The sequence below is a fragment of the Streptococcus sp. 27098_8_73 genome (assembly GCF_041432495.1).
GTDB lineage: Bacteria > Bacillota > Bacilli > Lactobacillales > Streptococcaceae > Streptococcus.
In genome coordinates this window covers 114,813-135,027 of sequence record NZ_JAPVZT010000005.1, presented here as the reverse complement: position 1 = coordinate 135,027, position 20,215 = coordinate 114,813, and the positions used below count along the sequence as shown (strand labels likewise).

16 protein-coding genes are annotated in these 20,215 nt (G+C 44.1%); 15 read left to right on the top strand and 1 reads right to left on the bottom strand.

All coding sequences use genetic code 11. The annotated features are described in order from the left end of the window. The first annotated feature begins 196 nt into the window (after positions 1-196). The 12 genes from glgB (at position 197) to budA (ending at position 14,799) form a co-directional block, all read left to right on the top strand. Entirely contained in the window at positions 197-2,110 is a 1,914-nt protein-coding gene (gene glgB, locus O3651_RS05110) for a 1,4-alpha-glucan branching protein GlgB (protein ID WP_371609772.1), read from the top strand. A gap of 3 nt (positions 2,111-2,113) precedes the next feature. Continuing rightward, entirely contained in the window at positions 2,114-3,256 is a 1,143-nt protein-coding gene (locus tag O3651_RS05105) for a glucose-1-phosphate adenylyltransferase (RefSeq protein ID WP_045496498.1), read from the top strand. Continuing rightward, the gene (glgD, locus tag O3651_RS05100) at positions 3,246-4,385 is read left to right on the top strand and encodes a glucose-1-phosphate adenylyltransferase subunit GlgD (protein WP_371609790.1); all 1,140 of its coding nucleotides are present in this window, start codon (positions 3,246-3,248) and stop codon (positions 4,383-4,385) included. The genes O3651_RS05105 and glgD overlap by 11 nt, the downstream gene beginning before the upstream one ends. Beyond that, the gene (gene glgA / locus O3651_RS05095) at positions 4,382-5,812 is read left to right on the top strand and encodes a glycogen synthase GlgA (protein ID WP_371609771.1); all 1,431 of its coding nucleotides are present in this window, start codon (positions 4,382-4,384) and stop codon (positions 5,810-5,812) included. Before glgD ends, glgA begins: the two co-directional genes overlap by 4 nt. A 133-nt stretch (positions 5,813-5,945) precedes the next feature. Continuing rightward, positions 5,946-8,342, top strand: a complete 2,397-nt coding sequence (locus O3651_RS05090) for a glycogen/starch/alpha-glucan phosphorylase (protein ID WP_371609770.1) — start codon at positions 5,946-5,948, stop codon at positions 8,340-8,342. Between the two features lie 143 nt (positions 8,343-8,485). Further along, the gene (locus tag O3651_RS05085) at positions 8,486-8,986 is read left to right on the top strand and encodes a phosphatase PAP2 family protein (protein WP_148887994.1); all 501 of its coding nucleotides are present in this window, start codon (positions 8,486-8,488) and stop codon (positions 8,984-8,986) included. 149 nt (positions 8,987-9,135) lie between these two features. Next, entirely contained in the window at positions 9,136-10,077 is a 942-nt protein-coding gene (gene manA, locus O3651_RS05080; protein ID WP_371609769.1) for a mannose-6-phosphate isomerase, class I, read from the top strand. Positions 10,078-10,267: 190 nt separating this feature from the next. After that, positions 10,268-11,437, top strand: a complete 1,170-nt coding sequence (locus tag O3651_RS05075; RefSeq protein ID WP_039975113.1) for an AI-2E family transporter — start codon at positions 10,268-10,270, stop codon at positions 11,435-11,437. Beyond that, positions 11,430-12,659 carry a tetratricopeptide repeat protein gene (locus O3651_RS05070; RefSeq protein ID WP_371609768.1) on the top strand — a complete coding sequence of 410 codons (1,230 nt, stop codon included), beginning with the start codon at positions 11,430-11,432 and terminating at the stop codon, positions 12,657-12,659. Before O3651_RS05075 ends, O3651_RS05070 begins: the two co-directional genes overlap by 8 nt. Before the next feature lie 100 nt (positions 12,660-12,759). After that, positions 12,760-13,065, top strand: coding sequence for a DUF4298 domain-containing protein (locus tag O3651_RS05065; RefSeq protein WP_061910880.1), 306 nt, complete (start codon positions 12,760-12,762; stop codon positions 13,063-13,065). A 150-nt stretch (positions 13,066-13,215) separates the two neighbouring features. Continuing rightward, positions 13,216-13,965, top strand: a complete 750-nt coding sequence (locus O3651_RS05060) for a hypothetical protein (protein ID WP_371609767.1) — start codon at positions 13,216-13,218, stop codon at positions 13,963-13,965. A gap of 114 nt (positions 13,966-14,079) precedes the next feature. Then, entirely contained in the window at positions 14,080-14,799 is a 720-nt protein-coding gene (gene budA / locus O3651_RS05055) for an acetolactate decarboxylase (RefSeq protein WP_061910878.1), read from the top strand. Positions 14,800-14,966: 167 nt separating this feature from the next. Here budA and fbpA read toward each other — a convergent pair whose 3' ends face one another. Continuing rightward, positions 14,967-16,616, bottom strand: coding sequence for an Rqc2 family fibronectin-binding protein FbpA (gene fbpA / locus O3651_RS05050; protein WP_371609766.1), 1,650 nt, complete (start codon positions 16,614-16,616; stop codon positions 14,967-14,969). Between the two features lie 530 nt (positions 16,617-17,146). On the opposite strand from fbpA, the gene trpX reads away from it, so the two are divergent. From trpX to O3651_RS05035, 3 genes are all read left to right on the top strand, one after another. Further along, a complete protein-coding gene (trpX, locus tag O3651_RS05045) occupies positions 17,147-18,154 on the top strand; it encodes a tryptophan ABC transporter substrate-binding protein (protein WP_371609765.1) in 1,008 nt (335 codons plus the stop codon). A gap of 313 nt (positions 18,155-18,467) precedes the next feature. Next, positions 18,468-19,514: a phenylalanine--tRNA ligase subunit alpha gene (pheS, locus tag O3651_RS05040; protein WP_005589611.1), complete on the top strand. Its 1,047-nt coding sequence runs from the start codon at positions 18,468-18,470 to the stop codon at positions 19,512-19,514. Between the two features lie 167 nt (positions 19,515-19,681). Further along, on the top strand, positions 19,682-20,194 hold the full coding sequence (locus tag O3651_RS05035) for a GNAT family N-acetyltransferase (RefSeq protein WP_371609764.1): 513 nt from the start codon (positions 19,682-19,684) through the stop codon (positions 20,192-20,194). Positions 20,195-20,215 lie beyond the last annotated feature (21 nt).

The window sequence follows — 20,215 nt, the reverse complement described above, 5'->3', positions numbered from 1 at the left end:
TATTTCAGGTAAAATCCTGTAGAATCAGTATTTCATGAGATCTTCTTCAACGATCTATTGATATAGCAACTCATTATTTTGAAGAAATTGGGCTTTTGAAATTTTTGAGATAGTTTTTGGAAATTTACTTGAAAAATATAAGAAAATGGGGTAAAATAGAAACATAGAAAACGCTTACAAATAGAAAGGTGACTAAATGGACAAAAAAGAAGCATTAAGAACCTTTACAACAGGTGAAAACTTTCATTTGCAGCATTATTTGGGAGTGCATCAGGATGTGGTGAATGGCAAGGCTGGCTACACTTTTAGAGTTTGGGCTCCAAATGCGCAGAATGTGCATCTGATTGGAGATTTCACCAATTGGTATGGAGAGCAGATTCCTATGACTCGCAATGAAGGCGGTGTCTGGGAAGTCTTCACGGATTTGCCTAAGGAAGGAGATATTTACAAGTACAATATCAAACGCAGTAGTGGTCAGGAAATCTTGAAAATTGATCCGCTGGCTATCTATTTGGAAGAGCGCCCAGGTACGGGAGCTATTGTTCGGACTATTCCAGAGAAGAAGTGGCAAGATGGACTTTGGCTGGCTCGGAGAAAGCGTTGGGGCTTTTTCTCAAGACCGGTCAATATCTATGAAGTACACGCTGGCTCTTGGAAACGCAATCCTGACGGCAGTCCATATTCTATGGCTCAGCTTAAGGAGGAGTTGATTCCTTATCTGGTCGAAATGAACTATACACACGTTGAGTTCATGCCGCTCATGGCCCATCCTTTGGGACTCAGCTGGGGCTACCAGCTCATGGGTTACTTTGCCTTTGAACATACTTATGGAACGCCAGAGGAATTTCAGGACTTTGTCGAAGAATGTCACTTGAATAATATTGGTGTCATTGTGGACTGGGTTCCAGGTCACTTTACCATCAATGACGATGCCTTGGCCTACTATGATGGAACACCAACCTTTGAGTATCAGGATCATGACCGAGCTCACAACTATGGCTGGGGTGCCTTGAATTTTGACTTGGGAAAAAATGAAGTGCAATCTTTCTTGATTTCTAGTATCAAGTTCTGGATTGATTTCTACCATCTAGATGGGGTTCGTGTGGATGCGGTTAGCAACATGCTCTATCTAGACTACGATAGTGGTCCTTGGCAGCCAAACAAGGACGGCGGTAATCGTAACTATGAAGGCTACTATTTCTTGCAGCGCTTGAATACGGTCATCAAGCTAGCTCATCCTGATGTCATGATGATTGCTGAAGAGAGCTCGTCCGAAACCAAGATTACAGGCATGAGAGAGATGGGCGGTTTGGGCTTTGACTTCAAGTGGAATATGGGCTGGATGAACGATATTCTCCGTTTCTATGAAGAAGACCCGATTTATCGCAAGTACGATTTTAATCTGGTGACCTTCAGCTTTATGTATGCTTTTTCTGAAAACTTCCTCTTGCCTTTCTCTCACGACGAAGTCGTTCATGGTAAGAAGAGCATGATGCATAAGATGTGGGGTGACCGCTATAATCAATTTGCTGGTCTACGCAACCTCTTGACCTATCAAATCTGCCATCCAGGCAAGAAACTGCTCTTTATGGGTTCAGAATTTGGTCAATTCCTAGAGTGGAAGTCAGAAGAGCAGCTGGAATGGTCAAATCTGGACGATCAGATGAACAAGCAGATGCAAACCTTCACTTCTGCCCTCAATGCCTTTTATCGAGATAATCGTCCGCTTTGGGAGATTGATCTTAGCTACGATGGCATCGAAATCATCGATGCCGACAATACCGATCAGAGTGTCCTTTCCTTTATCCGTAAGACGGAAAAAGGAGATATGTTAGTCTGTGTATTCAATATGGTGCCAGTAGAGCGCAAAAACTTTACCATTGGTGTGCCAGTGGCAGCCGTTTATGAAGAAGTATGGAATACTGAATTAGAGAAATGGGGAGGTGTTTGGAAAGAACACAACGAAACAGTTCAGTCTCAAGAGGGACTATGGAAAGATTATCCGCAGACCTTGACCTTTACGCTACCAGCTTTGGGAGCAAGTATTTGGAAAATCAAGCGTCGTGTGAATGTTCGTAAAAATGCTAAAAAAGATTCCACAAAGGAGTAGGATATGAAGAATGAAATGCTAGCTTTGATCCTTGCCGGTGGGCAAGGAACTCGTCTTGGAAAGCTCACACAAAGTATTGCAAAACCAGCAGTACAGTTTGGTGGTCGTTATCGTATTATTGATTTTGCGCTGTCAAACTGTGCTAACTCTGGGATCAACAATGTCGGTGTGATTACCCAGTACCAACCACTTGCTTTGAACAGTCACATCGGGAACGGTTCAAGCTGGGGCTTGGATGGTATCAACACAGGTGTATCCATTCTTCAGCCTTACTCTGCCAGTGAAGGAAATCGTTGGTTTGAGGGAACTAGCCACGCTATTTTCCAAAATATTGACTATATTGACAGTATCAATCCTGAATATGTCTTAATCCTATCTGGAGATCATATCTACAAGATGGACTATGATGATATGCTCCAATCCCATAAGGATAACAGCGCTAGTTTGACGGTTGCAGTCTTGGATGTGCCTCTCAAGGAGGCCAGCCGTTTTGGTATTATGAATACCGATGCTAATAATCGGATCGTTGAATTTGAAGAAAAACCAGAAAATCCTAAATCAACCAAGGCTTCTATGGGAATCTATATCTTTGACTGGCAACGTCTCCGCAATATGCTGATTGCTGCTGAAAAGAGCAATGTCGATATGTCCGACTTTGGTAAGAATGTTATTCCTAACTATCTTGAATCTGGCGAAAGCGTTTATGCTTATGAATTTAACGGCTACTGGAAAGACGTTGGTACGATTGAGTCACTTTGGGAAGCTAACATGGAATACATTAGCCCAGAAAATGCTTTAGACAGTCGTGATCGTCAGTGGAAAATTTACTCACGCAACTTGATTTCACCACCAAACTACCTTGGTGCAAATGCTCATGTTGAAGATTCTTTGGTAGTTGACGGCTGTTTCGTAGATGGAACTGTTAAGCACTCTATTCTTTCAACAGGCGCTCAAGTTCGTGAGGGTGCAGAAGTCACTGATTCTGTCATTATGAGTGGCGCTATTATTGGTCAGGGAGCTAAGATTAAACGTGCGATCATTGGTGAGGGTGCTGTTATTTCTGATGGTGTGGAGATTGACGGGACAGATGAAGTGCAAGTAGTCGGATATAATGAAAAAGTGGGGGTACCAACAGATGAAGATTGATAAATATTCAGCGATTTTAGGAAATACGGTCGGTTTCCACGACATGTCAACCTTAACAGAACATCGTCCAGTTGCCAGTTTGCCATTTGGTGGGAAATACCGCTTGATTGACTTCCCACTCTCTAGCCTTGCTAATGCTGGTGTTCGTAGTGTCTTTGGTATCTTCCAACAAGACAATATCAGCTCTGTCTTTGACCATATTCGTTCAGGTCGTGAGTGGGGCTTGTCTACACTTTTGAGCCACTACTATCTAGGCATTTACAATACTCGTGTAGAAAGCAGCACAGTTGGTAAGGAATATTATGAACAGTTACTGACTTATCTGAAGCGTTCAGGCTCTAACCAAACTGTAGCCCTAAACTGTGATGTGTTAATCAACATTGACCTTAATCAAGTCTTCCACTTGCATAACACAACCCAGCAACCGATGACAGTGGTTTACAAGAAATTGCCATCTAAAGATATTTCAGATGTGAATGCAGTTCTGCAAGTCAGTGAAACGGACCATGTCCTAGGACACAAGCTGCATAGTGATAGAGACGAGGGCGAGCTCTTCAATATGTCTACAGATATTTTTGTAGTAGATACGCCTTGGTTGATTGAAAAATTGGAAGAAGAAGCCCAAAAAGAATTCCCACAAAAACTGCGCTATGTTCTTCGGGACTTGGCAGCTGAAGTTGGAGCTTTTGCTTACGAGTACACAGGCTATCTAGCAAATATCCACTCTGTTGGTTCCTACTATAAAGCTAACATTGACATGCTTGATCGGCAGAAATTCTACTCCCTCTTCTCACCAAATCAAAAGATTTATACAAAGGTGAAAAACGAAGAGCCGACTTACTATGCAACAGGATCGAAGGTAAATCGCTCTCAGTTTGCCTCAGGTAGTATTGTAGAAGGTGAAGTTGTAAATTCTGTTATTTCGCGGAATACAAGAATTTTAGCGGGTAGCAGTGTCAAAGACAGTCTCCTCTTCCCACGCGTTGTCGTTGGAAAAAATGCAGTGGTAGAATATGCAATTGTGGACAAGGGCGTTGAGATTGCTGAAGGAGTTGTCGTTCGAGGGACAGCTGAACATCCAGTTGTACTGAAGAAAGGTCAAAAAGTTACAGAGGACATCGTTTCATGAAAATTTTATTTGTAGCAGCAGAAGGGGCACCTTTTTCCAAGACGGGTGGTTTGGGGGACGTTATCGGCGCCCTCCCCAAATCCTTGGTCAAAGCTGGTCATGAAGTTGGAGTCATTCTGCCCTATTATGATATGACGGATGCTAAATTTGGTGATCAAGTTGAAGATCTCTTCTCCTTTGAAGTCAGTGTCGGTTGGCGTCGGGAATATGTCGGTGTCAAAAAGATTGAGTTGGAAGGTGTCAACTTCTACTTTATCGATAATCAGCATTATTTCTTCCGTGGGCATGTCTATGGCGATTTTGATGACGGCGAGCGTTTTGCCTACTTCCAATTAGCAGCAATCGAACTGATGGAGCGCATTGACTTTATTCCAGATGTTCTCCATGCGCACGACTACCATACGGCCATGATTCCTTTCTTGGTCAAGGAAAAATACCGCTGGATTCAGGCCTATAACAACATCAAGACAGTACTGACTATTCACAATTTAGAGTTTCAGGGACAATTTCCGGATAGCATGCTTTGGGAACTCTTTGGTGTCGGCTATGAACGTTATGCAGACGGAACTCTCCGTTGGAATGACTGCCTCAACTGGATGAAAGCGGGCATTCTCTATGCGGATCGCGTGACGACTGTTTCACCGAGCTATGCCAACGAAATTCGGACAGCTGAGTTTGGCTGCGGTCTGGATCAGATTCTTCGGATGGAGTCAGGCAAGCTGGTCGGTATTGTCAATGGTATTGATACAGATATCTACAATCCAGAAACAGATAAATTGCTGGCTTATCACTTTAATAAAGATGATTTGACTGGGAAATTGGAAAACAAACGAGCGCTTCAAGCAAAAGTAGGCTTGCCGGTTCGGGATGATGTTCCTGTCGTTGGTATCGTCTCTCGTTTGACACGTCAAAAAGGTTTTGATTTGGTGGTGGAAGAGCTTCATAATTTGCTTCAGGAAGATGTGCAAATTGTGCTACTTGGAACAGGCGACCCTGCATTTGAACGGGCCTTCGCTTGGTTTGGTCAGGCTTATCCTGAAAAATTGTCCGCTAATATCCTTTTTGATGTTACTTTGGCTCAGGAAATCTATGCGGCTAGTGATATTTTCCTTATGCCGAGCCGCTTTGAACCTTGCGGTCTGTCGCAGATGATGTCCATGCGTTACGGTACACTGCCACTGGTTCACGAGGTTGGTGGCCTGCGAGATACGGTTGAACCTTTCAACGTCTATGATGGGCAGGGAACAGGCTTTAGCTTCAATAACTTCTCTGGTTATTGGCTAACATGGACTTTCAAAGAAGCCCTCAATCTTTACTGGCATGACCGAGAAGCTTGGCGCAGTCTGCAAATACAGGCGATGGAAAGAGATTTCTCTTGGGATACAGCCAGTCGAGCATACAGTGATTTATATGAGTCACTACTCTAGTATGTTGCATTAGAACAGCAATCCTCTCTTGTTTCTGACAAGAGAGGATTTGTCGGGTAAGTGGTCTTTCTCATGTTGACATCTTATCCAGACGGATGCTTTTCCCTAAAAGAAAGGAAGTTAATTCGTAAAAATGGAATTAAATAAAGAACAGTTTATCCGAGATTTCAAGGATACTTTGCACGAACGACAGCTGATTAAGATTGCGGATGCTACAGCAGCCGAGCTTTTTCAAGCCCTCGCTAGTACCATTCGTAAATATATCACGCCACTGTGGCTGGAGCGCCGCAATAAACTCGTGGAACAGCAGCAAAAAACAGCCTATTATTTCTCAATTGAGTTTCTGCCGGGACGTATGCTGGAAACCAACCTGCTCAATTTAGGTATTCTTGATACGGTCAAGGAAAGTTTTGCTGAGCTCGGAGTTGACTTTGAAGATGTAAAAAATGCTGAGCACGATATGGCTTTGGGAAATGGGGGACTTGGTCGTTTGGCAGCAGCCTTCATGGACTCGCTAGCTACAACGGGTTATCCAGGATTTGGCAATGGGATTCGCTATCGCTACGGTCTTTTCAAGCAGAGAATCGTGAATGGCTATCAGGTGGAAATTCCAGATGATTGGTTTGGCAGTCTAGGCAATGTCTGGGAAACCCGTAAGGATCACGGCATTGTGGATGTTAAAATCTTTGGTAATGTCTACTTGCGTGCCAATGAAGAAGGCCGCATTGTACCGGTTTATGAGAATTCTAAAACTTTGCGTGCTGTGCCTTATGACGTGCTTCAGATTGGCTTTGGCAATGACAATATCAACAATCTCCGTTTATGGGATGTTGAAATCCCAGAAGAATACGAACTGGACTATCCAACTATTGAAGCCCGTCGCCGGGTGCAGGACATCACTGCCATTCTCTATCCAGACGATTCTAGTTACGAAGGAAAAGAACTGCGTCTGATTCAGGAATACTTTATGACCAGTGCGGGTCTGCAGACTATTATCAAGTCTTATCTCAAGCAAGGTCGTCCGCTCAAGGATATTCATGAGAAGGTTTCCGTCCATATCAACGATACCCACCCAGCAGTCGCACCAGCTGAGTTTATGCGCCTTTTGCTGGATGATTATGGTCTCGAGTGGGCAGATGCTTGGAATGCGACGGTCAAGACCATGAGCTACACTAACCACACCATTTTGTCAGAAGCCTTGGAAAAATGGGATGCGGAGCTCTTCAAAAATGTCTTGCCGCGGGTTTATCAAATCATCCTAGAAATCGACAACCGCTATGTAGCTGAAATGGCTGGACGTGGCCTTGATCCGAAGGTCATCGAAAACACTCGGATTGTCAAGGACAATCAAGTCCACATGGCCCACTTGGCTATCATCGGTGGGCATTCAATCAATGGTGTTGCCAAACTCCACACCGAACTGCTCAAAGAAGACACCTTGCGTGATTTTTACAGCATTTATCCAGAGAAGTTTAATAACAAGACCAATGGGATTATCCAGCGCCGCTGGCTGCAGATTGCGGACCAGCCTCTGTCATCTGAGATTGATAAGTTGATTGGTAAGGGCTGGAGAAGTGATATCCATGAGCTGCGCAAGCTTTTGGAATTCAAGGACAATCAGCAAGTGCTGGGCGATTTCTACCGAGTGAAGCAAGAAGCCAAGGCTCGTCTGGCTGACTTCATCAAGGAATCAACAGGAGTAGAAGTTTCTACAGAAGCTATCTTTGATGTCCAGGTGAAACGCCTCCACGCTTATAAGCGTCAGCTGCTCAACCTGCTTCATATCATCAAGCTCTACTGGGACCTCAAGGACAATCCTGATAAGGACATGGTACCGCGCGTCTTTATCTTCGGTGCCAAGGCTGCTCCAGGCTATCACTTTGCCAAGTCTGTTATCAAGCTGATCAATGAAGTAGCCAATCTGGTCAACAAGGATGAAAGCCTGCAAGGCAAACTCAAGGTTGTCTTCCTAGAAAACTACCGTGTCAGCCTAGCTGAGCTCATCATTCCTGCGGCAGATGTATCAGAGCAGATTTCTCTGGCTTCCAAGGAAGCTTCTGGTACTTCCAATATGAAGTTTATGATGACAGGTGCCATTACCCTGGCTACACTGGACGGAGCCAATATCGAAATCAAGGACGAGGTCGGTGACGACAATATTGTCATCTTTGGGATGGACAAGGACCAAGTTTACGAGCACTATGCCCGCCACGATTACTACTCACGCGGTGTCTATGAAAGCAATCCAGATATTCGCCGAGTGGTCGATACCTTTGTCAACGGCACCATTCCAAACGTCCGTGAAGAAGGCTCTGAGATCTACGAAGCCCTTATCACCCACAATGACGAATACTTCCTCTTGGAAGACTTCCACTCCTATGTAGAAGCTCAAGAGAAGATTGATGCCCTCTATCGTGACAAAGAAAAATGGGCCCGCATGAGTTTGATTAACATCGCTACATCCGACAAGTTTACTTCAGATGATACCATTGAGCAATATGCCAAGGAAATCTGGAACTTGGAGAAATAAACCTCTTCGGAAAATATGAACACTAAGAGATTGGGGCCTGGTTCTCAGTCTCTTTTGCTATCCATCTACCATCCTGTCTAGAAATATGCTATAGTAGAGAAAGTATGAGAATTCAACTTTTTAAAAAAGCAGGGTAAGCAAGTATGAGAGACTATGAGATTTTTTATCAACAATTAACAGCTTCCTTTCGCAGTCGTCCTAGGATAGTGAAAGGAATGGCCTATTTTAATAGGGGGATGACTGTTTTTATGCCTCTGGTGTATGGTCTGATTCTGGTTTGTGCCTTTCTGACGGAAGGTTGGAAAGGGCTGCTTGCTTTTTTTCTCCTGCCAGCTATCGGATTTGGTCTCTTGTCAGCGATTCGTAAACAGCTGAATCAAGCACGTCCTTACGAAAAATGGGCTATTCAACCCTTGCTGGTCAAGGATACATCGGGCAAGTCCATGCCTAGCCGCCATGTCTTTTCGGCTACAGTGATTTCCATGTGCCTGCTCTACTTTTTCTGGTTGCCGGGGCTTATCTGCCTCTTGCTTTCAGCGGGGTTGGCTACAGTGCGCGTGATTGGCGGAGTGCACTATCCAAAGGATGTGGTGATAGGATACCTTTGCGGCATTTGCTGGGGAGCTTTAATCTTTTTATTATAAATGTCTGGCGAGAGCCAGATTTTTCTTTGTAAAGTAAATTGAGGAGTAGACAAAGTGCCCGAGTCTATATTATAATGTAAGCAGTACCAAACTTTTATCATCAAGGATTGCCAGATTTTGGATGATGAAAAATATGTAAGGAGACTATTATGTCAGAACCGTTATTTCTAGAGTCTGTGATGCAGGAGAAGATTTGGGGTGGCACCAAGCTGCACGATGTTTTTGGCTATGAGATTCCCAGCGACCATGTGGGCGAGTATTGGGCAATTTCGGCTCATCCGAACGGTGTCTCAACCGTCAAGAATGGACGTTTTGCCGGTCAGAAGCTAGATGCGCTCTATGCCGAGCACCGTGAGCTCTTTGGCAATCGCCCGGAGCCTGTCTTTCCACTTTTGACAAAGATTTTGGATGCCAATGACTGGCTTAGCGTACAGGTCCATCCAGATGATGCCTATGGACTAGAGCACGAAGGAGAGCTTGGCAAGACTGAATGCTGGTATGTTATCGCTGCAGACGAAGGGGCAGAGATTATCTACGGTCACAATGCCAAGAGTAAGGAAGAGCTGCGTCAGCAGATTGAGAGCAAGGACTGGGATCATCTTTTGACCAAAATTCTAGTCAAGGCTGGTGACTTTTTCTATGTGCCAAGTGGTACCATGCATGCTATTGGCTCAGGGATTCTGATTTTGGAAACTCAGCAGTCCAGTGACACGACCTACCGTGTCTATGACTTTGATCGTAAGGACGATGCTGGCAATCTGCGTGAGCTGCATTTGGAGCAATCGATTGATGTTTTGACTATCGGCGAGCCTGCTAATAGCCGTCCCGTTACCATTCAGGCAGACGATTTGACCTCTACTCTTTTGGTGGCCAATGACTTCTTTGCTGTTTACAAGTGGGACATTGCTGGTTCTGTTGAATTTAAAAAGACAGTAGATTACAGCTTGTTCAGTGTCTTGGAAGGTGCTGGCGAGTTGACAGTGGATGGGCTAGTGTATCCTATCAAAAAAGGATCTCATTTCATCCTACCGAGCGATGTCACAGAGTGGACCTTGTCTGGCGACTTGCAACTGATTGTCAGCCATCCATAGTGAAAAAATACATAGACCGAGTGACCATCTCGGTCTATTTTTCTTTATTTTTGTAGAATGGACAGAGAAAACAGGACTTTAACTTCAATCAGTGAAAAAGTCCGATAAATGAGGCATTTCATCATGGTTGCTTGAAGAATTTTTTTTTGAAAAATGGTACAATGAAAAGGAATATCCAAAGGAGTCGAATATGGAACACAAAGAAAAAGATTTTAGTTTGTCCTGGTTTTTTAGATGGTTCTTGGATAATAAGGCCATTACCGTATTTTTGGTGACCTTGCTCATCGGTTTGAACATTTTTATTCTTAGCAAAATTAGCTTTATTTTTACACCAGTGATTGAGTTTATTGGTGTCATCATGTTGCCAGTGATTTTAGCTGGGCTGCTTTACTATCTGCTCAATCCCATTGTCGACTGGATGGAAAAGCGCAAGATTAACCGTGTGGCTGGGATTACAATTGTCTTTGTCTTGATTGGTGTTTTGATTGTGTGGGGCTTGGCGGTTGCTATTCCTAACTTGCAGCATCAGGTAGTGAGTTTTTCAAAAAATGTTCCCGCTTATCTCAAGCAAGCCAATAAAATGATTGATGATGTTTTGACCAATCATATTTCAGACGATTTGAAGCCACAAATCGAGCAAGTTACGAATAAGCTTTCGACTCAGATCACTTCATGGGCTAGTAATTTTTCATCTAAGGCAGTCAATTGGGCCAGCAATTTGATTAGTACGGCTTCGCAAATCATTGTGGCTATCATCATCATGCCTTTTATTCTTTTCTATTTATTGCGAGACGGGAAGAATCTCAAAGGCTATGTGGTTCAGTTCTTGCCAACGAAATTCCGCGAGTCATTTGGTCAGGTCATGACAGATGTGAATACCCAGTTGGCCAATTATGTTCGTGGTCAGGTGACCGTAGCGATTATTGTGGCCTTTATGTTTATGATTCTTTTCAAGATTATCGGCTTGCGTTACGGTGTGACTCTAGCCGTTGTGGCAGGAGTTTTGAACTTGGTGCCTTATCTGGGAAGCTTCCTTGCTATGTTGCCAGCCTTGGTTCTGGGCTTGATTGCTGGTCCGATCATGCTGTTGAAAGTCATTATCGTCTTTATCGTGGAGCAGACTATTGAGGGGCGCTTCGTGTCTCCTCTGATTTTGGGAAGCCAATTAAGCATCCATCCGATTACGATTTTGTTTGTTTTGCTGACTTCAGGAACCATGTTTGGTATCTGGGGTGTCTTGCTGGGAATTCCAGCTTATGCGTCAGCCAAGGTTGCTATCACAGCGCTCTTTAAGTGGTACAAGAAGGTCAGCGGTTTGTATGAAGAAAGTGTTCAAGAATTAGGAGAAGGCAGTGAGTAAGAGTGAACAAATGTTAACAGCCCTGCAAAATCAAGATTTAGCACAGGCTGAGAAGTATTTTGAAGAGGCCCTGAGCCAAGATTCCAATCAAGAGTTATTAGAATTAGCCGATTACTTAGAAAGTATCGGCTTTTTCCCTCAAGCCAAACGAATTTATGAAAAATTGGCTCCGCTTTTCCCCGAGTCCTATATCAGTCTGGCAACGATCGCTGCTGACGATGGTGACTTAGAAGAGGCTTTTGCCTATTTAGAGGAAATTGACTCAGATAGTGAATGGTATGTGGCAGCTCTCTTGGCCAAGGCTGACCTCTATCAGCTAGAGGGATTGCCAGATGTGGCACGGGAGAAATTGCTGGAAGCTGCCAAACTGTCGGACGAACCTTTGGTGACTTTTGGTTTAGCAGAAATTGAGTTTGAATTGGAAAATTTTGCCCAGGCCATCAAGGAATATGCCCAGCTAGATAATCGCTCTATCTACGAGCAGACAGGCGTGTCCACCTACCAGCGTATTGGCCTTTGCTATGCCAGTCTGGGGAAAATCGAAGCAGCCATTGAATTTTTGGAAAAAGCTGTTGAGCTGGAGTACGACGAAGAGACGGTCTATGAATTAGCAGCTATCTTGTATGAGCAAGAGGAGTACCAAAAAGCTAATTTGTACTTCAAGCAGCTGGATACGATTTCGCCAGATTTTGAAGGCTATGAGTATGCCTATGCGCAGTCTCTCCATGCGGAGCATAAGACGGAGGAAGCTTTGGCAATTGCAGAGCAAGGTTTGACCAAGAATCCTTTCGAAACCCGCCTCTTGCTTCTTGCTTCGCAACTATCTTACGAACTGCATGATGTGGAAAAATCTGAAAACTACCTGCTAGCAGCTCAGGAAAATGCAGATGACTTAGAGGAAATTGCTCTACGCCTGACCAATCTCTATCTGGAGCAGGAACGCTACGATGAGGTCTTAGGTTTTGAGGATCAGGATGTAGACAATGTCTTGACTCGCTGGAATCTGGCGCGGGCTTATCAGGCCTTGGAAAATCTGGAGAAAGCTGGGGAGCTGTATCAGGAACTGGCACTTGACTTGCAGGAAAACCCTGAATTTCTGGAAGAATATGTTTATCTCTTGCGTGAATTAGGACGTGTGGAAGAAGCCAAAATACAGTCTGGCAAATATCTGCGTTTGGTTCCAGATGATACTGCTATGGCAGATCTATACGAAAGTTTGTAAAGTATTCTTGGAAAATCTCTTGCCTTGCTAGCTTTGGGGCATATTCGCAAGAAGATTTTCTTACGGACACAATAGTTTGATTAAAGAAGGAGTGGAGATAATGTCCCAATTGAAACGAATCCAAGAAATGGAAGAGCATTTGAATAAATACGCTCAGACGCTGGCTGCAGCTCAATCAGCTTTGGCTGAGCTGGAGGCCAGCCAGAAGAATTATATCCAGCTCCGAGATTATTACACCAGCCAAGTTTTCTTTGACGATTTGGAGTTTTCCAATCAACCAGACTTTCCTGAGGATGTGGCCTGTGGCGTTTTGAGCGAAGATGCTGTTTATGACCTCATGGGAGAGCACTTTGAAACAGCGCTGCAGCTGCTAGACCTATCCAGTGCCATGTTGAAAGAAAGGTAATGGCCTAGGATGAAATAAAATAGCTTCTGTTGAAAAGCAAGAGCATGGATAACGTCAACGAAAGGATCGGAATGTGGAAAATCTAAAACAAAGGCCGACCAACCGTTGACATTATTAAAGGAACACAAGATTTGCAGAAAGGCGGCAAGCATGCGCGACAACCATCTTCATACCTATTTTTCCTATGATTCTGAGGCGGATTTTTCTGACTATCTGGACCATTACGAGGGCGAGATTGTCACTACCGAGCACTATGACCTGTCCAATCCCTACCCTTACCAAGCTACCTCGCCCCATGATGATGTGCCTGACTATGCGGCCTATTCGGCAAAAATTGCAGAGCTGAACCAGCAATATGGCAACCGCATCAAAAAGGGGATTGAAATTGGTTACTATGCTCCGCGTAAGGCCGATATTTTAGCTTTCCTAGCCGATAAGGAATACGACATCAAGCTCCTATCTGTTCACCACAATGGTAGTTTTGACTATCTGGAAGAGCCGGTCTTGCAGCTGGACAAGATGGAGTTAATTCCCCGCTACCTGAGAGAGCTAGAAGAGGCAATCGAGGCTGTTCCGGCGGATGTCCTAGCCCACTTTGACTATGGCTTTCGGAAATTTGAGCTTACCGTAGAGGAGTTAAAAACTTTTGAGCCTCAGCTGCGACAGCTTTTTCAAAAGATGATTGATCATGATCTGGCCTTTGAACTCAACTGCAAGTCCATGTATTTATACGGTCATGAAGACCACTATATCTACGCTCTTGGTCTTGTCAAGGAGCTTGGTGGTCAGCGCTTTTCAGTTGGCTCCGATGGCCACAAGCTGGAGCATTTTCGACTTAAGTTTGACCGAGTGGCTCAAATCCTCGCTGATGCCGGTATTGAGGAAAGTCAGTTGATTTAGGGTATCGGAATTACATTTTGATTGTCCATTAAACGATTTTTTTGAAATTCGACCAGAATATGATATACTTAATTATCTTAGAAAATACAGAAGTTTGTTGATATAGGAGAAAAAATGGCAGAGCCAGTGAAATTATTTCAGTATAATACCCTAGGAGCCTTGATGGCTGGACTTTATGGTGGGAGCATGACGATTGGGGAGCTCCTGAAATACGGCGATTTGGGGATTGGTACACTGGATTCCATTGATGGGGAGTTGATTGTTCTTGATGGTAAGGCCTATCAGGCTAAGGGATCTGGCAATGTGCCTGAAGTTGTAGAAGTTTCAGATGATGTAACAGTGCCCTACGCTGCAGTTGTTCCCCACCAAGCGGAGGTCATTTTCCGCCAACGCTTCGAAATGACAGATGAAGAGCTGGAAAAGCGAATTGAATCCTATTACGATGGGGAAAATCTATTTCGCTCCATCAAGATTCATGGAGAATTTTCCCACATGCATGTGCGAATGATTCCAAAATCGACTTCAGAGAAGAAGTTTGCTGAAGTAGCCGTAAGTCAGCCTGAGTACCATGCTGATAATGTCTCCGGCACCATTGTTGGCTTTTGGACACCCGAAATTTTCCACGGTGTCAGTGTAGCCGGCTATCATCTTCACTTTATTTCAGACGACCATACCTTTGGTGGTCACGTTATGGACTTTGTTATCAAGGAAGGGATTGTGGAGCTAGGTGCTGTCGATCAGTTGGATCAACGTTTTCCAGTTCAAGACCGTAAGTTCCTCTTTGCAAAATTCAATGTCGATGAAGTAAGATCGGACATGGACAAGGTTGAGTAGTCAATTACTGTGACAATTGTCTACTTCTGATAAAAAAAGAGGCTAGGACTCTGCTGTCCCAACCTCTGAAAGATAACTAGATTTTTAAATTCAGTAAGTTTGAGGAGCCGAGGCTCCTCTTTTATTGTTCAATATCCGCCAAATCGATATTTTAGAAACGGATTAGTTTACATTTTCATGCTTTTAATCTTTTCTTCATCTGGTGTGACGCGCAGCGTTTTCTGGCCCGTATAGGTGACAAATCCCGGCTTGCCACCAGTTGGCTTGTTGAGTTTTCTGACTTCAATCATGTCCACTTGGACCAGATTGGAGAGTCTGGCTTTGGAGAAGTAGGCTGCTAGCTCGGCAGCATCTGTCTTAACTTCATCGCTAGGCTGAAGATTGCCTGTGATGACCACATGGCTACCCGGAATATCCTTGGCGTGGAACCAAAGCTCGTCCTTCTTAGCCATCTTAAACGTCAGTTCGTCATTTTGTAGGTTGTTACGCCCAACGAGGATAATGGTTTGACCGTCAGTTGCCAAATATTTCTCCGGTTTCTGCCTTTTCTGGATTTTCTCTCTTTGGCGTCGGCGGATAAAGCCAGTCTGGATTAGTTCCTCCCGAATTTCTGCAATCTCAGTCAGGCTGGCCTGAGCAAGGGCAGTTTCCACGCTCTCTAGGTAGAGAATCGTAGCCCGAGTCTCCTCAATCAAGCTGGTCAGATGTTTGACGGCTTCCTTGAGCTTCTGGTAACGTTTGAAATAGCGCTGGGCATTTTGGTTGGGGGTTAGGGCCTTGTCAAGCGAGATGATAATCTTCTCACCTGTGTAGTAATTATCCAGCTCTACCTGATCTTGGTCGTTGGGCACCTGATGGAGAAAGGTGGTCAAGAGTTCCCCTTTTTGGCGGAATTCTTCTGCATTATTCGTTGCTAGGAGCTCTTCCTCTTGCTTGCCCAACTTTTTCCGGTTCTTTTCCAACTCGTTTTCTACTCGGCGAATCAGTTCGCTGGCTTGCTGGTTGACTCGATCGCGCTCCGCCTTGTCCTTATAAAAAGTGTCTAAAAGCTCGGATAGCGTGGACATTTGGGCCTTGCTGTCAGAAAATAGCAGAGCAGAGAAGGATTTTTCGGTCAGGCTTGGCTGAGTCGGACTGGCAAAGAAGGCTCGGAAAGTTTTGAGCTTGTCAGCGGTCAGACGACCACTGAGTTCAGTAGCCGTATCCCGACCCAAGCCCTGAAAAATCTGCTGCAGGCGTTTGGGCTCTAAGTCTTCAGTATGTAAGATTTCAAAGAGCTTTTCATCACCCACAGTGAAAGGATTGAGACTACCTGTTTGAGGCGGTGCGACATAGGTTGAGCCCGGCAGGATTGTTCGATAGCTATTTTGTGAAAATCCGACGTGTTTGATGGCTTCAATAATCTTGCCGCTAGCCTTATCCAAGAGGATAATGTTACTGTGTTTGCCCATGATTTCGATGACCAGAGTCACAGCCACGCTATCACCGATTTCGTTCTTATTGGAGACGCTGATTTCCAAAATTCGGTCATTCTCCACTTGCTGAATCGCTTCAATGACAGCGCCCTGCAGGTATTTACGCATCACCATGATAAAGGTATTGGGAACAGCTGGATTTTCAAACGTAGTCTCTGTCAGCTGGACGCGTCCAAAGACCGAGTGGGCTGACAGGAGCAATTTGTGACTTTTTCGATTGCTGCGAATCTGCAAGACCAGCTCCTGTTCAAAAGGTTGATTAATCTTTTGGATGCGGCCGCCCAGCAGTTCGCGGCGGAGCTCCTCTGTCATGTGGTGTAAAAAAAATCCGTCGAAAGACATGTTTTTCTCCTTGAAAGTTGCTACAGAAAATTATAACAAAAAACCAAGCTAAAAGCTTCTAAAGTCTCATCAAAAAGAAATTTATTTTTTGTCAATGATTATCGCTATAAACAAAAACCGAACATTTTATAAAAAATTTCAAAAAGGTCTTGACATCTTTTCAGGAAAAATTTACAATATAGGAAATTAGAAAAGTAGTAGATGCATTTGTTTTTAGCGAGCTTGTGGTTGGTGGAAACGAGCAGCAAATCTTTGCGAAATTGGGCTAATTGATAAAATGAATTTGAAACAATAAGAATTCGGTGCGCACACCTTACAGTGCAGCTTGTTTGATGACAAGACAGAGATATGGGGAATATTAGTTATTTTTCCATAATTGAGGTGGCACCGCGATTTACGCCCTCACACAGAATACCTGTGTGAGGTTTTTTGTTGCTTATTATAAAAAATAAGGAGAATTGCCCATGTTTAAACGATGGCGTCCCTAGGGATTGAATAGAAAAAATGAAATAAAGAAATGGAGAAAGAACATGAAAAATAAACGTTTAATGACTATTTTAGGCCTCTTGGCTATTTTGGTAATCGGTGGGATGGCTTATTCTAACTTGAGTGGAAAGAGCAACGGATCTAAGACTGGCGACGATAGTAAGACAGTCAAGGTTGGTGTCTTGCAGTATGTCAGCCACCCTTCGCTTGATTTGATTTACAAGGGAATTCAAGATGGTCTAGCTGAGGAAGGCTACAAGGGCGATAAGATCAAGATTGACTTTATGAATGCTGAAGGCGATCAGAGCAAAGTCTCTACCATGAGTAAGCAGCTGGTGTCCAATGACAATGATGTGCTGATTGGGATTGCTACTCCATCTGCGCAAGGACTAGCTGCGGCTACCAAGGACAAACCTATCGTCATGGGAGCTATCACAGATCCAGTCGGAGCAAATCTAGTGAAAAATCTGAAAAAGCCAGGTGGTAATATCACAGGTGTTTCTGACCACAATCCAGCTAAGCAACAACTAGAGTTGATTAAAAAATTGACGCCAAATGTGAAAACAATCGGTGCCCTCTATTCTAGCAGTGAAGACAACTCTAAAGCTCAGGTAGAAGAGTTCAAAAAATTGGCTGAAGAAGCAGGATTCAAGGTAGAGGAATATTCTGTTCCTTCAACAAATGAAATTGCTTCAACTATGAATGTCATGACTGGCAAGGTTGATGCTATCTGGATTCCAATTGACAATACCATTGCTTCAGCTTTTGCGACAGTTGTGTCCAGCAATAAAGAAGCTAAGAAACCGATTTATCCAAGTGCGACGGCCATGGTAGAAGAAGGAGGTCTTGCCTCTGTCGTTGTAGACCAGTATGACCTAGGTGTTGCGACTGGTAAAATGGCTGCTAAAGTTCTTAAAGGTGCCAAACCTGCTGATACTGCAGTAGATATTTTTGATAAAGGTAAATCTGTTATCAATACTAAAAATGCCAAAGAACTGGGCATTACTATCCCAGAAGATGCCCTCAAAGAAGCGGGACAAGTGATTAAATAGAAAGAAAGGAAGTCTGTTGCTCAACGGACTTCTTTTTCTTCTTGTAAATTCTATAACTGAGCTTGCGAAATGTTTAGAAATCTGTTAGAATGAATTATAATTGAATAGCAATCCGCAAGACCAGTAACCTAGGGAAAGTTTGACAGGGAGGGGAGCCAGCGACTGAGAGCTCTCTAGATGAAAGCTAGGCGAATTCACTTGCTTTAGGATTGGTAATTAAGGTCTGGCTTGCCAGATAAAAAACGGATGGTACCGCGTGTCAACGCTCCGCTTCGGTGTGAGTGAGACCGCGGTTTTTATTTTTGGAGGAACTATGTCAACAATTGAAGAACGATTGCAGAGTCTGCGTGAGGAAACTTTAGCCCAATTGCAGACCATTACTCTGGAAAATGCTAAGGATATGCAGGAGCTGAAAGTATCTGTCCTAGGGAAAAAAGGAAGTCTGACTGAGATTCTCAAAGGGATGAAGGATGTTTCTGCTGAGATGCGCCCTATTATCGGGAAGCACGTCAATGAAGCACGAGATGTGCTGAATGCGGCCTTTGAAGAAGCAGCTCAAATCTTGGAAGAGCAGAAAGTCGCAGCCCAGCTGGCCAATGATGCCTTGGATGTGACCCTGCCTGGCCGTAAGATTCCAGCTGGAAATCGCCATATTTTGACCCAAACGAGTGAAGAAATCGAAGATATCTTTATCGGTATGGGCTATCAGGTTGTGGATGGTTTCGAGGTTGAGTCAGACTACTACAACTTTGAGCGCATGAACCTACCTAAAGACCACCCTGCGCGGGATATGCAGGATACTTTCTACATCACAGAAGAGATCCTCTTGCGTACGCACACATCTCCTGTCCAAGCTCGTGCCATGGATGCCCATGACTTTAGCCAAGGGCCACTCAAGATGATCTCTCCAGGACGTGTTTTCCGTCGCGATACAGACGATGCGACTCACTCTCACCAGTTTCACCAGATTGAAGGTCTGGTCGTAGGGGAAAATATCTCTATGGCTGATTTGCAGGGAACTTTGCAGTTGATTATTCAAAAAATGTTTGGTGCGGATCGTAAGATTCGTCTACGTCCATCTTACTTCCCATTCACAGAGCCATCCGTCGAAGTGGATGTATCTTGCTTTAAGTGCGGTGGTGCCGGCTGTAATGTCTGCAAGAAGACTGGCTGGATCGAAATCATGGGAGCTGGAATGGTGCACCCAAGTGTCTTGGAAATGAGTGGCATCGATTCAGAGAAATATTCTGGCTTTGCCTTTGGACTTGGTCAAGAGCGGGTGGCTATGCTTCGCTACGGTATCAATGATATTCGTGGCTTTTACCAAGGCGATGTGCGCTTTTCAGAGCAATTTAAGTAAGATGGAAGTAGAATAGACTTGATTTGAACAATTCCACCACGACAAGTCTGATTAGCAATATTTGCGAGCTTGAAATGCGTAGAAAAGGTGTTCGGCAGTTTAGTTGTTTATAAGGCCATTTTAGCTGGGAATCTTACTCTCAGCCGCTTCTGAGAAAGGAGTGCCCTATGTTAGTTAGAGTTCAGCCAGAAGATCTGGATATTTTGCGGGACTTGGAAGTGCAGACCTACCAAGAAACTTTTGGTCCTTTCATCAAACAGGCAGATTTAGAGCATTATTTTGCCCACGAGCTGGCGCATGAAAGGCTGGAGCAGGAGCTGGCCAATCCTGAGTCTGAGCATTATTTTGTGCTGGACAAGGAGCAAAAGATCGCTGGTTTTCTCAAGTGTAACTGGGGTCAGGCTCAGACAGAGCAGGAATTGGAAGATTCCTTTGAAATTCAACGGATTTATGTACTTGCCTCCCATCAGGGCTTCGGCTTGGGCAAGGAAATGTTTGAATTTGCCTTAGAAGAAGCCCAAAAACGTGGCTTTAGCTGGGCTTGGCTAGGTGTTTGGGAAAGAAATTTTAAGGCGCAGAATTTTTACTTTAAATATGGCTTTGAAAGATTTAGCCAGCATGAATATATTACTGGTGACACAGTCGATATTGACTGGCTTTTAAGGAAGAAATTAAACTAAAAAGACGATAACAGCGCTGTT

Bases quoted from the DNA above. Each gene is read 5' to 3' on its own strand.
- O3651_RS05035 (WP_371609764.1), top strand. From the start codon at position 19,682: ATGTTAGTTAGAGTTCAGCCAGAAGATCTGGATATTTTGCGGGACTTG.
- O3651_RS05075 (WP_039975113.1), top strand. From the start codon at position 10,268: ATGGAACACAAAGAAAAAGATTTTAGTTTGTCCTGGTTTTTTAGATGG.
- budA (WP_061910878.1), top strand. From the start codon at position 14,080: ATGGCAGAGCCAGTGAAATTATTTCAGTATAATACCCTAGGAGCCTTG.
- O3651_RS05085 (WP_148887994.1), top strand. From the start codon at position 8,486: ATGAGAGACTATGAGATTTTTTATCAACAATTAACAGCTTCCTTTCGC.
- O3651_RS05065 (WP_061910880.1), top strand. From the start codon at position 12,760: ATGTCCCAATTGAAACGAATCCAAGAAATGGAAGAGCATTTGAATAAA.
- O3651_RS05105 (WP_045496498.1), top strand. From the start codon at position 2,114: ATGAAGAATGAAATGCTAGCTTTGATCCTTGCCGGTGGGCAAGGAACT.
- pheS (WP_005589611.1), top strand. From the start codon at position 18,468: ATGTCAACAATTGAAGAACGATTGCAGAGTCTGCGTGAGGAAACTTTA.
- trpX (WP_371609765.1), top strand. From the start codon at position 17,147: ATGAAAAATAAACGTTTAATGACTATTTTAGGCCTCTTGGCTATTTTG.
- O3651_RS05060 (WP_371609767.1), top strand. From the start codon at position 13,216: ATGCGCGACAACCATCTTCATACCTATTTTTCCTATGATTCTGAGGCG.
- O3651_RS05090 (WP_371609770.1), top strand. From the start codon at position 5,946: ATGGAATTAAATAAAGAACAGTTTATCCGAGATTTCAAGGATACTTTG.
- glgB (WP_371609772.1), top strand. From the start codon at position 197: ATGGACAAAAAAGAAGCATTAAGAACCTTTACAACAGGTGAAAACTTT.
- manA (WP_371609769.1), top strand. From the start codon at position 9,136: ATGTCAGAACCGTTATTTCTAGAGTCTGTGATGCAGGAGAAGATTTGG.
- glgA (WP_371609771.1), top strand. From the start codon at position 4,382: ATGAAAATTTTATTTGTAGCAGCAGAAGGGGCACCTTTTTCCAAGACG.
- glgD (WP_371609790.1), top strand. From the start codon at position 3,246: ATGAAGATTGATAAATATTCAGCGATTTTAGGAAATACGGTCGGTTTC.
- fbpA (WP_371609766.1), bottom strand. From the start codon at position 16,616: ATGTCTTTCGACGGATTTTTTTTACACCACATGACAGAGGAGCTCCGC.